15 protein-coding genes and 1 tRNA gene are annotated in these 13,345 nt (G+C 64.0%); 7 read left to right on the top strand and 9 right to left on the bottom strand.

The window, feature by feature from the left end:
• Positions 1-365: acyl-CoA thioesterase (locus WA702_RS01995; RefSeq protein ID WP_425108845.1), on the bottom strand; the 365-nt coding region annotated here is incomplete at its 3' end.
• A gap of 101 nt (positions 366-466) precedes the next feature.
• On the opposite strand from WA702_RS01995, the gene WA702_RS02000 reads away from it, so the two are divergent.
• Complete coding sequence (locus tag WA702_RS02000; RefSeq protein WP_425108846.1) at positions 467-1,687, top strand: ubiquinone biosynthesis hydroxylase; 1,221 nt, start codon at positions 467-469, stop codon at positions 1,685-1,687.
• Here the strand turns inward: WA702_RS02000 and WA702_RS02005 are convergent.
• The 3 genes from WA702_RS02005 to WA702_RS02015 form a co-directional block, all read right to left on the bottom strand.
• Positions 1,684-2,634: an alpha/beta hydrolase gene (locus tag WA702_RS02005; RefSeq protein ID WP_425108847.1), complete on the bottom strand. Its 951-nt coding sequence runs from the start codon at positions 2,632-2,634 to the stop codon at positions 1,684-1,686. The genes WA702_RS02000 and WA702_RS02005 overlap by 4 nt on opposite strands.
• Before the next feature lie 3 nt (positions 2,635-2,637).
• Complete coding sequence (locus WA702_RS02010) at positions 2,638-2,835, bottom strand: Trm112 family protein (protein ID WP_425108848.1); 198 nt, start codon at positions 2,833-2,835, stop codon at positions 2,638-2,640.
• Positions 2,836-2,902: 67 nt separating this feature from the next.
• A complete protein-coding gene (locus WA702_RS02015) occupies positions 2,903-3,445 on the bottom strand; it encodes a TetR/AcrR family transcriptional regulator (RefSeq protein WP_425108849.1) in 543 nt (180 codons plus the stop codon).
• Positions 3,446-3,549: 104 nt separating this feature from the next.
• On the opposite strand from WA702_RS02015, the gene WA702_RS02020 reads away from it, so the two are divergent.
• The gene (locus WA702_RS02020; RefSeq protein WP_425108850.1) at positions 3,550-3,900 is read left to right on the top strand and encodes a hypothetical protein; all 351 of its coding nucleotides are present in this window, start codon (positions 3,550-3,552) and stop codon (positions 3,898-3,900) included.
• Between the two features lie 25 nt (positions 3,901-3,925).
• Here the strand turns inward: WA702_RS02020 and WA702_RS02025 are convergent, their stop codons facing one another.
• Together WA702_RS02025 and trxA are read right to left on the bottom strand one after the other, a co-directional pair.
• Positions 3,926-4,600: an LON peptidase substrate-binding domain-containing protein gene (locus WA702_RS02025; protein ID WP_425108851.1), complete on the bottom strand. Its 675-nt coding sequence runs from the start codon at positions 4,598-4,600 to the stop codon at positions 3,926-3,928.
• A gap of 39 nt (positions 4,601-4,639) precedes the next feature.
• Complete coding sequence (trxA, locus tag WA702_RS02030; RefSeq protein WP_425108852.1) at positions 4,640-5,560, bottom strand: thioredoxin; 921 nt, start codon at positions 5,558-5,560, stop codon at positions 4,640-4,642.
• A 225-nt stretch (positions 5,561-5,785) separates the two neighbouring features.
• On the opposite strand from trxA, the gene WA702_RS02035 reads away from it, so the two are divergent.
• Both WA702_RS02035 and WA702_RS02040 read left to right on the top strand, forming a co-directional pair.
• Complete coding sequence (locus tag WA702_RS02035) at positions 5,786-6,229, top strand: SRPBCC family protein (RefSeq protein ID WP_425108853.1); 444 nt, start codon at positions 5,786-5,788, stop codon at positions 6,227-6,229.
• Between the two features lie 211 nt (positions 6,230-6,440).
• Positions 6,441-6,515 (top strand) — tRNA-Gly (locus WA702_RS02040).
• A gap of 27 nt (positions 6,516-6,542) precedes the next feature.
• Here WA702_RS02040 and WA702_RS02045 read toward each other — a convergent pair.
• The 3 genes from WA702_RS02045 to WA702_RS02055 form a co-directional block, all read right to left on the bottom strand.
• Positions 6,543-7,940: a caspase family protein gene (locus tag WA702_RS02045; protein ID WP_425108854.1), complete on the bottom strand. Its 1,398-nt coding sequence runs from the start codon at positions 7,938-7,940 to the stop codon at positions 6,543-6,545.
• 76 nt (positions 7,941-8,016) lie between these two features.
• A complete protein-coding gene (gene pncB, locus WA702_RS02050; RefSeq protein ID WP_425108855.1) occupies positions 8,017-9,321 on the bottom strand; it encodes a nicotinate phosphoribosyltransferase in 1,305 nt (434 codons plus the stop codon).
• A gap of 62 nt (positions 9,322-9,383) precedes the next feature.
• Positions 9,384-10,727, bottom strand: coding sequence for an amidase (locus WA702_RS02055; RefSeq protein ID WP_425108856.1), 1,344 nt, complete (start codon positions 10,725-10,727; stop codon positions 9,384-9,386).
• On the opposite strand from WA702_RS02055, the gene WA702_RS02060 reads away from it, so the two are divergent.
• The 3 genes from WA702_RS02060 (at position 10,726) to WA702_RS02070 (ending at position 13,141) form a co-directional block, all read left to right on the top strand.
• Complete coding sequence (locus WA702_RS02060) at positions 10,726-11,013, top strand: hypothetical protein (RefSeq protein WP_425108857.1); 288 nt, start codon at positions 10,726-10,728, stop codon at positions 11,011-11,013. The two genes, WA702_RS02055 and WA702_RS02060, sit on opposite strands and share 2 nt — an antisense overlap.
• Positions 11,014-11,144: 131 nt before the next feature.
• Positions 11,145-12,425, top strand: coding sequence for a PQQ-dependent sugar dehydrogenase (locus WA702_RS02065; protein ID WP_425108858.1), 1,281 nt, complete (start codon positions 11,145-11,147; stop codon positions 12,423-12,425).
• Between the two features lie 125 nt (positions 12,426-12,550).
• Complete coding sequence (locus WA702_RS02070; protein ID WP_425108859.1) at positions 12,551-13,141, top strand: c-type cytochrome; 591 nt, start codon at positions 12,551-12,553, stop codon at positions 13,139-13,141.
• Positions 13,142-13,345 lie beyond the last annotated feature (204 nt).

Here is a 13,345-nt window from a genome sequence, read left to right on the forward strand (position 1 = left end):
GGCATCTTCTCCTGGTGATCGAAAGAGCTCGCCTCGTCGCTATGGAACGACACCATGATCGAAAAGATGGCATTGCCGTGCTGGATCGCGGTGACGCGCCGGGTCGCATAGCTCTTGCCGTCGCGCAGCCGCTCGACCTCATAGATGATCGGCACCTGCGGGTCGCCGGGCAGGATGAAATAGCAGTGCAGCGAGTGCGGCAGCCGGCCTTCGACGGTGCGGCACGCCGCCACCATGGCCTGCCCGATCACCTGGCCGCCGAACACGCGCTGCCAGCTCGTCTTCGGGCTGTTGCCGCGGAACAGGTTCACCTCGAGCGGTTCGAGGTCGAGGATCGAGATCAGGTCGATCAGGCCCTTGGACATTGCTCAGCGCCTTCGCGTGCGTGGGGCGGACAAGATGAGGTTCACCGTCCTGTTTGGGCCAGCTATACTCCGCCCGCAAGGGCATCGATAAGCAGGTTGGCATGACGGCACAGCGAAGCATTGTAATTGGTGGCGGCGCGTTCGCCGGTCTGGCGCTGGCGCTCGCGCTCCGGCAGGGCCTGGGCGCCGAGATTCCGGTGATCGTGGCTGATCCGGCGCTTTCGACCCGTCCGAGCCGCGATCCGCGCGCGAGCGCGATCGTGGCCGCCTGCCGCAAGCTGTTCGACGTCATCGGGATCTGGGGCGATGTCGCGGATAAGGCGCAGCCGATCCTCGACATGGTGGTCACTGATTCCAAGCTCGATGACGCGACAAGGCCAGCCTTCCTGACCTTCACCGGCCAGGTCGAGCCGGGCGAGCCGTTCGCGCATATGGTCGAGAACCGGCTGCTGATCGACGCGCTGGTCAAGCGCGCCGAGGCGGCAGGGGTTCAACTCCGCGCCACTGCGGTGACGAGCTATGATTCAACCGCCGACGGCATCGCAGTGACGCTGGCCGATGGCAGCCGGATCGACGCCAGCCTGCTGGTCGCCGCCGATGGCGCCCGCTCGCGCTTACGTGAGCGGGCCGGCATCGTCACGCACGGATGGGACTACAATCAATCCGGCATCGTCGTGACGGTCAGTCACGAGCGCGACCACGAGGGCAGGGCGGAGGAGCATTTCCTGCCCGCAGGTCCGTTCGCAATCCTCCCGCTCACCGGCCAGCGCTCGTCGCTGGTCTGGACCGAGCGTCGCTCGGAGGCGCAGCGCATCGTCGGCTTGAGCGCGGATGAATTCCATGCCGAGCTGGAGCGGCGCTTCGGCCTGCATCTCGGCGAGATCAAGGTGCTCGACCAGCCGCGAGCCTTCCCGCTGTCCTATTTCGTCGCACGCTCGTTCATCGGCCAGCGTCTGGCGCTGGTCGGCGATGCCGCGCACGTCATCCATCCGATCGCGGGGCAGGGGCTCAATATGGGGCTGAAGGATGTCGCGGCGCTGGCCGAAGTGGTCGTCGATGCGGCGAGACTCGGTACCGATCCCGGGCAAATCGACGTGCTGGAGCGTTATCAGCGCTGGCGGCGTTTCGACACCATGGCCATGGGGGTCGCGACCAATTCGCTGAACTTCCTGTTCTCGAACCAGTCGACCTTGCTGCGGACGGTGCGCGACATCGGCCTCGGCCTGGTCGATCGCGCGCCGCCGTTGAAGGAGCTGTTCATGCGGCAGGCGGCGGGGCTGACCGGCGAGGTGCCGCGACTGCTGCGCGGCGAGGCGCTTTAATTCCGCGGCCCCTCGGCGCCGGTGATGAAGGCCGCGACCGCGTCGATCATGTCGGGGTCGAGCGGGCGGGCCGCATCGTTGTAGGATTTGAGGTCGTCGTCATCGTCTGACGTGTCGACTAGCATATGGTTCATGTCCGGCAGCCAGAGCGTCTTGGCCGCGGGCTGGGCCGCTGCCAGCGCGATCATGTCGAGCCGCGGCAGCTGATGATCGTGCCCGCCGCCGACGATCAGGGTCGGGATAATGATCTGCTTCAACGGATCGATCGGATCCTCGTTGAAGGCGGAGGCGATGCTGGGCTGCATCGCCGGCGCGATCGGCAGGCCCTCCGGCGGCGGATCGACGGTCTGGCCGGCCATGATGTTGTCGATGGCCCGGGCGAGCGGCTCGAACTTCTCAGGTGTCAGCTTCTTCTGGAGCTGCGCCTTCAACAGGTCTCCCTGCTTCCGTGCCGAGGTGACGAGCAGCACGAGACGGTCGACCGGCACCTTGCGCGCGGTCAGGATCGCCACCAGCCCGCCTTCGCTGTGGCCGATCAGCACGACGCGGGCGAACTTGCCGCGCAGGAACTCCACCAGAGATGCGGCGTCATCGGCATAGTCCTTGAAACGAAAGTTCGCAGGGCTCCCGAAGGCCGGCTTCCAGCCTTTGGCGCCGCGCTTGTCGTAGCGCAGGCTGGCAATGCCGTGCGCCGCGAGGTCGTGGGCGAGCTTCTTCAAGGTCGCGGGCTTGAGCTGCGGACCGTTGCCGTCGCGGTCGGTCGAGCCGGAGCCGGCGATCACCAGCGCGACCGGCGGCCGCTCGACGTCAGGAGGCATCGTCAGCACGGCATCGATCGGGCCGACCCGGATATTGCTCTCCTCGGCGGAGGCGGCGAAGGCGCCCGCGCAAATGAGGGCGACGATGACAAGCGTGTGCGAAAGGACCTTTGTGAACGAGGCCGACATGCGTCAATCGATCTTGCGCGCTTCTTCCGGCAGCATGATCGGGATGCCGTCGCGGATCGGATAGGCAAGCTTCGCCTTGCGCGAGATCAGCTCCTGCTTCGCAGCATCATATTCCAGCGGACCCTTGGTCATCGGGCACACCAATATTTCCAGGAGTTTCGGATCGACGGTGTTCGCGGTGCGATCGGATGCGGTGGTCATGCGGGGACGTCTCCGGCGTCAGGCCAGCCCCTGTAACATATTCGACCATCCGGTGTCGCATTACATGTCATGGCTTGTGCAGGGCGATGCGGATCAGCTCATCGATCACGGCCTCATGCTGCGGTCTCGGTAGCGCCCGGTCCGACAGCGCGAACCCGAGAAACGCCCAATAAAGGATTTGCGCCCGTGCCTGCGCCGCCTCCAACGTCAGGCCTTCGGCCGCGATCAGGTTCGCCACATAATCGAGCCGGCGGCGATCGATCGCCTGGACTGCATTGCGCGCGCCGGCGTCACTCGCGGCCCAGCTGCGTACCGCCTTCTCCAGCGCGAGGCGGCCGGCAAAAGTTCGGCGCAGCAGCACGGCGAGCGGAGGCTGGTCATTCGCAGCTGCCTCCACGCCGGTGATGACCTGCTCGGCGGCGACCTCGCGCCAGCGTGAGAGCAACTCGGTATGGAACGCGCCGATATCGGTGAAGTGCCAATAGAAGCTGCCGCGCGAGACGCCCATGGCCTTGGCCATCGGTTCGGCCTTGAGCGCGGTGAACCCCTTTTTGGCCAGCACCTTGAGGCCCTGGTCCAGCCAATCCTTGGCCGAGAGCTGCTCGATCATGTCATCCCTCACGTGTTAGGTCACCAACCATACACTTGTGTATTGACGTTTGCCAGCCGATGCTCCACCATACGTACAGTAGTGTATGGATAGTGGAGCACGCGATGGGAGACGTTCTGCTGCAATGTTCGGGGATCGGCGCGATCGCGGCATCGCTGATTCACGGCGTGATCGGTGAGACCAAGGTGTTTGCCCGCGCGCAGATCGAGCCGAAGCGGCTGCGTACATTGTTGCGCCTTGTCTGGCAGGCCGGCACGGTGGCCTGGATCGGTGGGGGCGTGTTGCTGCTGCTCGTGCCCTGGATGCAATCGGACCACGCCCGCCACGCGATCATCGTCACGCTGGCCTGCGTGTACGGCTTTGCCGCCTGCGCCAATGCGTGGGCGACACGTGGACGGCATTTTGGCTGGATGATCTTCGCGGGCGTGACGGCGCTGGCGATTGCGGGCTATTGATCGCCAGCAAAATCCGGGTCTGGAGTTACTGTAGCGGCGGGTCGCCTGAGGTGCGCTTCTTGGCAAGGTCCATCTCGGTCACTGCGATCAGGATCTCCGCACGGGTCTTGAGATCAGGCGCTTCCAGCATGGCCTGCTTCTCCGCCGAGCCGTAGGGCGACATCATCGCCAGCGCGTTGACCAGTGCTTCGTTCGGCGCGGCCTCGACGCCCTCCCAGTCGACCTTGAGATTATTGGCCTTGAGGAAGTCGGTCAGCACGGCGAGCAGCGCCTCGCGATCGACCTCGTCCTCGCCCTTGCGTGCGGTGAAATCGTCGATGAAAGGAAAATAATCCACCTTGCATTGACGATAGGCGGTCAGCACCGTCATCTCCTCGACCACCTTGAAGCGGGAGACGCCGGTGAGCTCGAGGATGTAGCGTCCGTCGCCGGACTCGGCGAGCTGAGTGATGCGGCCGACGCAGCCGACCTGAAACAGCGCCGGCCGTTCCTCATTGCGAGAATGCGTTATATCCGGCTGGATCATCCCGATCAGGCGATGGCCGTCGCGAAGGGCGTCGTCGACCATTTCGAGATAGCGCGGCTCGAAGATATTGAGTGGCATCTGGCCGCGCGGCAGCAACAGTGCACCCGGCAGCGGAAACACCGGGATGATCTCCGGCAGCTCGGCCGGACCGCGATATTCGGCATTGATCGGCATGGATGCCTCGTGTCCGATGGCCGCGCCCGCGGCGCTGTGTCACGAAAACAGGATCGTCGAAAGCCGCCTGCGGCCGTCGATGGTCGCCTCGTCGGCGCCGCCCCAGGCCTCGAAGAACTGCACGAGCTGCTTGCGCGCGCCGTCATCATTCCATTTGCGGTCGCGCCTGACGATCTCGAGCAACTGACCGGTGGCCTCGGCGCGCTTGCCGGCCGCGTTCAGCGCAGTGGCAAGATCGAATCGCGCCTGGTGGTCGAGCGGATTGGCCGCGACCTTCTGCTCCAGCTCGCCGACGGGGCCGAGCGACTGCGCCTGCTCGGCAAGGTCGATCGCGGCTTGCACTGCCGAGATCGCCGCGTCATTGCGCTTGGACTCCGGGACTATCGCCAGGGTCTGCTTGGCCTGCTCGATCGCACCCGACGTGACGTAGCATTTGGCAAGGCCGGCGAGCGCGGCGATATTGGTGGCGTCGACCGCCAGCACCTCGGCATAGATCTGGGCGGCAGCGGCCGGATCGCCCTCAGCGAGCACGGCTTCGGCCTCTTTGAGGATCTCGGCAATGTTAGGCTCGCCTTCACCCACCACGCCCTCGGTCAGCTTCTCGATGAACGCCGTGACCTGGGTTTCCGGCACCGCGCCCATGAAATAGTCGGCCGGCCGGCCGTCGACGAAAGCGACCACCGCCGGGATCGACTGAATGCCCATCTGGCCGGGAATGGTCGGATGCTCGTCGATGTTCATCTTGACCAGCTTGACCTTGCCCTTGGCGGCCTTGACAGCCTTTTCCAGGATCGGAGTGAGCTGCCGGCACGGGCCGCACCAGGGCGCCCAGAAATCGATCAGGACCGGTTGCCGCTTGGACTCTTCGATGACGTCCTTGCCGAAGGCCTGGGTGGTGGTTTCCTTGATCAGATCCGGTGCCTGCGGCGCCGCTCCGCCGCCCTGCTCTACTATGGTCACGGGAGTTCCTCGTCCAAGCTTTCGAAATGAGCCTCAAGGCCTGTCGGCCTGCCGTCCGCGCTTCAATACACGGTTTTGCCTCCCTTAAGTGGCGGTCGACGGCGAAATTTCAATCGGTTCCCGTGGCTTGGCTTTAGCCCGTGATCGGGGATCGGGTGGCTCGCCGGTCTGCCTAGCGCCTATTCACCGTCCGCAACGTCGTTTCACGCCGTTTGGAGACATGCCATGGCCCGAGCCTATTACAGCACCGTGTTTGCGCAACCGGCGCACTCGATTTGGGACGTCATTCGCGACTTCAATAACTATTCGGTTTGGGTGGACGGTGCCGGAAGCAGCGTGATCGAGGACGGCAAATCGGGCGATGCCGTCGGTGCGGTTCGGAATGTGACCTATCGGGGGCGCGAGATTCGTCAGCGGCTATTGGCATTGTCCGATGCCGAACGGTCGCAGACCTACGCATTTTGCGGCGCCGCCTCCCTGCCGGTCACCGATTTTCAGGCCACATTGCGCGTGACGCCCGTGGTCGATGGGGACCGCGCGTTCGTCGAGTGGTGGGCGAGTTTCGATTGTGATCCGGCTCAGGGCGAGACCCTGGCGGCCACATTGCGCGGCTGGTTCGGCGACTGGCTTGAATCGTTACGCCAGACGCTGACCTCCAGCCGGCCGTAAAACCATCGGAAACCGGTCAGCGGGGCGGCTGAAATGAGCAAAATGCGGAAATCCGAGCAATTGCGACCGAACGCGCTCGTGGGAAGCCGCCGATCAAGACCTGGAACCAGAAATATTGTCCGGTTTTCGATGTCGCAGCCCTGTTGCATTCGGCCGCCGCTTTTGGCATAGCTCTGCGCGTTGCCGGTGCGCGCTGTGTCGGTGGCAGGATGCGGGTGTAGCTCAGTGGTAGAGCACGACCTTGCCAAGGTCGGGGTCGAGGGTTCGAACCCCTTCGCCCGCTCCAAAGCCCCTTCCATCTTTCAGCCGAGATTTATTGGCCACGGTCCCACGCCGCGAGTGCGTCCGCGAAGGCACGGTCGCCCGATGGTCCCTTCTCGATGGCCAGGATGCCGCGCCGCTTGTTCGCGTAGACGACCGGTATATCGAACCATTCCCGCTGCTTCAGCAGCTCCAGATTCCGCTGCCGGTCGGCGTCGACATTGGAAAAGCCGACCAGGAAGAAACCTTCGGTCACCCTGACCGCCAGACCAGCAAGCGGCGTGCCGCGCGCCTGCTCATTCGCTTTCATCAATATGCCCGGCACATTACTGATGCCTGCGCCGACGAAATCCGGCGGCAGGACGAAGGTCAACTCGGCGACATGGCTTGCCGGCAATGACGCATCGCTGTTCCGGCGCAAGCTCAGCACCATCTTAAAATGGCGTTCGGGAATCTCGATGTCGGCACGCACCGCGAGCCCGGCTTTCTCGGTGCCGTTGGCCTTGACCTGTTCGGTGCGCCAGACCGTCGTGCCCACATACTGCTTGCCCTTTGGATCGGTCGGATCCTCGTCATAGAGCAGCGCGCGCTGCGGCATCCCTGTGATGGCCTTGGGCGCAGCCGGGATCGCTGCTCTCGGACCGATGGCCGGCGGCGCGGCAACGAACTGGAAATGCGCGTTGATTGGTGCGAGCGAAACCAACGGCTGCTGCGCGCCACCGGTCTTGCGTTTCACGGTGAGGCCGGTCTCGTTGAAGACGTCGAGCAGCCCAAGGCCCGGACCCAGCATGGTCTCGGCGAGCGTCATCGCGAACAAATTGTTGGCGTCCGACGTGCCTGATACCGCCATGTCGGGCTGTGCCGGATAAGCCAGCAACGTGCCATCCGGTACGTGCATGGCCGCCAGCCCAGGCTCGGTCAGGCCGTGGCTCTGGAATGGATTGTCGTGGCAGGCATCGAGCACCACCAGATTGAGCCGCTTCGCCGATCCTTCCAGCTGATGCAGCAGCAAACCGACATGCAGCATCTGGGCATCGACATCGCTCTCCTGGCTCGGATCGGCATCGACCGGCACCAGGAAATTGGAGCTACGAAGCTGAATCGCGTGGCCGGCGTAATAGACCAGCGCCACATCGGCATCCGCAATCTGCCGGCCGAAATCCTGGATGGCCCGGTCGAGGCTCGCTTTGTCGAGATCGATCAGCACCGCACCGCCGGCCAGCGTGAAGCCTGCGCTCTGCAGCGCAGCTCCGATCACGCGCGCACCGCCCGCCGCGCCTTCCGTACCCTTTGCATGCTGATAGGTCGAATTGCCGATCACCAGCGCCACGCGTTTGTCGGCCATGGCTGGCTGCGCGGCTGCCAGCAGTGTGATCGCCAGTGCCAGCGCGATCATCAACGGCCGGCCGACGGCCCACCATCGCTGCGTCATCCCCGCAAACGTCGTCATGCGCACCAGCCCCTGCACCGAACCACGACGGTTTCATTGTAGGGATTGCACAACCCCTGTGCAATTCGCTTCGGGCTCAGACGTAGACCGGCGCCCTCACCCGGCCGGCATCGCCGAAGACGCGGATGTAACGCGCGATCTCGGCCGGGTCGCCAGTCGCCTTTTCGGGATTGTCGGAGAGCTTGACGGCCGGCCGGCCATCGACCGAGGTGACCTTGCAGACCAGCGAGATCGGATCGAGATCGACCGAGCCGTCCGGCGAGCAGCCGACAAAATCATTGGTCAGGTTGGTGCCCCAGCCGAACGACAGCCGCACCCTGTCACCGAAGCGGCGATTGATCTCTTCGATCGATTCGACGTCCATGGCGTCGGAGAACACCAACAGCTTCTGCCGGGGATCGCGCCCCCTGGCCTTCCACCAGGCGATGATCTCTTCACCGGCTTCGATCGGCGGCGCGCTGTCGGGGCGGAAGCCGGTCCAGTCGGCGACCCAGTCCGGCGCGTCGCGCAGGAATGCCTTGGTGCCGAAGGCGTCGGGCAGTGCGATCAGCAGATTGCCGGCATAAGTCTGCCGCCATTGGTCGAGGATGCGATAGGGCGCAAAGCGCAGCTCCTCGTCGTTCTTGGCGAGCGCGGCGGCGACCATCGGCAGTTCGTGCGCATTGGTGCCGATGGCTTCGAGATCGTTGTCCATGGCCAGCAGCACGTTGGACGTGCCCGTGAAGGACGGCCCCAACCCTTCCTTCACCGCCTCGACGCACCAGCGCTGCCAGAGAAAACCATGGCGCCGCCGCGTGCCGAAATCCGACAGGCGCAGGTCGTCGATCTTGCGCAGCCGCTCCACCTTGGCCCACAGCTTGGCCTTGGCGCGGGCGAACAGCACGTCGAGCGCAAACCGCCCCTGCCCCTTCATGGCCTGGCGCGAGCGCAGTTCGTTGACGATCGCCAGCGCCGGAATCTCCCACATGGTAGTATGAGTCCAGGGACCGTGGAAGTGCAGCTCGTACTGGCCGTCCGCCTTGTGCAGCTCGTATTCAGGAAGCCCGAAATCGGCGAGCCAGGCGATGAAGCCGGGCTCGAACATGTGGGTCTTGCCGTAGAAGGTATTACCGGCAAGCCAGATCAGCTCCTTTTTGGAGAAGCGGACGGTGCGGGCATGGTCGAGCTGGGCGCGCAGCTCGCCTTCGTCGATGACGTCGGCAAGCCGCACCCGCTTGGTGCGGTTGATGACCGAAAAGGTCACCCGCTGATTCGGGTAGAACTCCCGAATCATCTGCATCATCAGTAATTTGTAGAAATCGGTATCGAGCAGGCTGCGCACGATCGGATCGAGCCGCCAGCCGTGATTGTAGGTTCTGCTTGCAATGTCTGTAATTGCCATATCGGCCTTTTACCGCGCCCGCTGGAGGCCAGCCAGTGGGTTTTGCCGTACAGGGCGTTGCGCTAACGCGAGAGCATGGGGACGCCGGGGTCGAAGCCGAGTGTCGCCTCGACCCATTTTGCGACACGCAGCACCCTGAGGTCGTCGCGGTAGCGGCCGGCGATCTGTATGCCGAGCGGCAATCCGTTCCTGCCGAAGCCCGCCGGCACCGTCACGGCCGGTGCGCCAAGGAAGGTCCAGGGTGCGCAATATTCGGCATCGCCGGTCGATGCCAGCCCGCGCGGCGCTTCGCCGAAGGCCGGCAAGGTGAGCACCGCATCATAGCCTTCGAGCTCGGAGCTAAGCGCCGTGCGCCGCTTGTCCTGCGCGGCCTTGGCAGCAAGATACTCCATCGCCGACTTGGTCCTGCCGGTCTCGACATGCCCCTTCATTACGTCGCTGACGCGATCGGGGAAGCGCGCGATCAGGTCGGAGAAGATCACGGTCGCTTCGCTCAGGATGATCGTGTTGATCGCACTCCAATTGACGGCATCGAGCGCCGTGAGCTCGCGCTCCTCGACGATGGCGCCGGCGCTGCGCAGCGTTTCGATCGTGGCCTCGAACACCTGCTTCTGCTCAGGCTCGGCGCGCTCATATTTGGCGAACCGCACAACAGCGAGCCGCGGTCTGTCGAGCGGCATCACGCCGGTGTCGACGTCGACCGTGAGCGCCGGCAGCGGGCGGCCGTGAATGTCACCGTCGGTGGAGCCGGCCAGCAGCGACAGTCCGAAGGCGACGTCGTCGACGCGGCGGGCGAAGAAGCCGACATGATCGAGCGAGAAGCTCAGGGGATGTACGCCCACGCGCGGGATCGCGCCAAAGCTCGGCTTGAGGCCGACGATGCCGTTGAACGCGGCGGGCCGTATCACCGAGCCGAGCGTCTGCGTGCCCAGCGCCAGCGGCACCAGGCCGGCGGCCACCGCAGCCGCCGAGCCTGACGAGGAACCGCCCGGAGTGTGCCCGGGATTCCAGGGATTGACGGTCGGTCCGGGATGGCGCCAAGCAAATTCGGTCGACACGGTCTTGCCGAAAATAGTGGCGCCGAGATTGCGCAATCGTTCCACCACCCAGGCATCGGCCGCCGGCACATGATCGCGATAGATCGGCGAGCCGTTCGTGGTCGGCATGTCGTTGGTGGCGATGATGTCCTTGATCGCGACCGGAATGCCGGCGAGCGGCCCGCTTTTGGGTGCAACATCAGTCGGCAGATATTCAAAAGCCTTGAGCTGGGGCTCGATAGCCTTGCTGCGCGCGAGGCAAGCCTCGCCATAGGCGGCCGCTGCGGCGCGATCACTTCTGAACTGCCGCAGCAGGTCGAGTACGCCGGCACCGGCCGCAGGAATCGGAAGCTGGGGCAGATTGGCCATGGTCGGCGTCCTCGAACACTTGGGAGATCGGTTGATGCCGCGCGAACAGCACATGGCTGCCAGCGGCATCTCCTCTTATCATCTCGTCGGCGGTGCGCGATGGCATCTCTTTGAGCCGGCTGGGTTGGATAGGCGCGGACTGACAGTGCGATTGACGTTGTTGCGGCCCATGGTCGTCTTTTGCGCTGCAAAGCGACTGCCGATCTCGCGCATGTGCCATGGTTTTGTTCGTGCGAGCACGATGAAGCGTGATCGCGCCGCTTCTCACACGGCGAAGATGTGGTAACATTTTTCGGTCTGACCCACGGAGGTGCCAGACAAGGGCCACCTGCGAGGGCGGTCGGACACGGCAACGAATAACAATAACGTCAAAGACAACGACAGTCGCAGCCTTGAGGCTGCCAGGGGAGTGAAGCGATGAAATCGGTTTTCCACCGAGGCATTCTTGCGCTCGCAGCGATCGGCTTTCTCGCCGGAACCACGATCGCCAGCGCGCAGCCGCAGCCGTCATCAGATGGCAAGGCGCTGAAGAAATACGAATCCGGCAACAAGGAGTTCTGGACGCACCCGCCGGATGACTGGTTCCTCGGCGACGAGACCGAGCAGCAGAAGGGCCTGGCGCCGCCGTCCGGTCCGCCGACCGGTGCGTCGGAGCAGGAACTCGCCGACCTCATCAAGAAGATCAAGCTGCCGGAAGGCTTTAAGATCGAGGTCTACGCGCCCGGCGTGCTGGCCGCGCGCCAGATGGCCTGGGGCGACAAGGGCACGCTGTTCGTCGGCTCGTTCGGCCTCGGCAACGTCTATGCGATCACCGACAAGGACGGCAAGAAAGAGGTCAAGACCATCCTCAAGGGTCTGAACATGCCGACCGGCCTCGCCTACAAGGACGGCGCGCTCTACGTGATCGAGGTCAACAAGCTGGTCCGCTACGACAACCCGGAAGACAATCTCGACAAGCTCGGCGAAGGCAAGGTGGTCTATGACGACATGCCATCCTATGCCGCGCATGGCTGGAAATATATCGCGGTCGACAAGGAAGGCTGGTTCTACATTCCGTTCGGACCGCCCTTCAACATCGGCATCCCGCCGACCTCGGTATCGCAGATCCGCCGCGTCGATCCTAAGACCGGCAATGCCGAGATCTGGGCGCTCGGCGTCCGCAACAGCGTCGGCGGCGACGTCGATCCGCGCACCGGCAAGTACTGGTTCACCGAGAACGCTCGGGATTGGCTCAGCGACGACACGCCCTCCGACAAGCTCAACATGATCGACAAGATCGGTGAGCATTTCGGCTATCCCTATTGTCACGAAGGTGACATCCCGGATCCGAAATTCGCGATGGGCCACAAGTGCTCGGAGTTCACGCCGCCCGTGCTTAAGCTCGGTGCGCATGTGGCGCCGCTCGGCATGAAGTTCTACACCGGCAACCAGTTCCCCGCCGAGTACAAGGACAACATCCTGATCGCCGAACACGGCTCCTGGAACCGGCACAAGTACCAGGGCGGCCGCATCATGCGCGTGATCGTCGGTCCCGACGGCAAGAACGCCAAGCAGGAAGTGTTCGCCGATGGCTGGATCCAGGGCGACCAAGGCTATCTCGGCCGTCCGGACGACATCATCCTCGACAAGGATGGCTCGATCCTGGTCGCGGATGATTGGGCCGGTGCGATCTATCGCATCAGCTACAGCAAGAAGTGATAGCGTGACAAAGGGGCTGCGGCTGCCTCACGGCGGCCGCAGCTTTTTGTTTTGATCGTGATGTCGAAAGCAACAATAAGAGCGTTATCGGTGACAAGCCGGCGATGACGCCCGGAGAGGAACAGATGCGGAAGGTCCTGATCGGCAGCGCGCTCGTCGTTGCGGCATGCTTGTCCGGCGCCGGGGTCGTGCAGGCGGCCGACCTCGCCGCCGGCAAGGCCAAGGCGACAGAAATCTGCGCCGGCTGCCACGGCGAGAACGGCATTTCCGAGATGGAAAACATTCCCTCGCTCGCCGGCCAGCTCGATCAATACATCCAGTGGCAGCTGGTCTATTTCCGCTCCGGCTCGCGCAAGAACGAGCAGATGCAGCCGATCGTCGAGCAGCTCAATAACGACGACATCCGCAATCTCGGCGCCTACTTCGCGCAGCTCGCGCCGGCATCGGGCGCCAAGGACGACAATCCGGATCTGTCGGAAAAGGGCAAGCAGGCGGCCGCCGGGCGACGCTGCGCCTCCTGCCACACCGATTCGTTCGCTGGCACCAAGGCCGTTGCGCGCATCGCCGGCCAGCGCGAGGAATATCTGGTGAAGGCACTGCATGACTACAAATCAGGCGTGCGCTCCGGCGGCGGGCAGGCAGCGATGGCCGATGTTGCCTATCCCCTCAGCGACGAGGAAATCACCGCGCTCGCGCATTATCTGGCGCATTTGTAGTTGTTTGCAGTTGGTCGCGCCGCAACCATAGCCGTCGTCCCGGCGAACGCCGGGATCCATACACACAGGCAGAGGTACGAGAGGCTAGCTGTCGCTCCAGCCTTCGTAAAATAAAGTTCGGTGGCTCTGGGTCCGGCTCGATGCCCGGACGACAGCGGAGCAAGAACGAACAAGCTCTACACTACGCGCTCTTCGTCCGCTGCG

Origin of the sequence: Bradyrhizobium sp., from assembly GCF_049798375.1 — a bacterium.
Classification (GTDB): Bacteria; Pseudomonadota; Alphaproteobacteria; order Rhizobiales; family Xanthobacteraceae; genus Bradyrhizobium.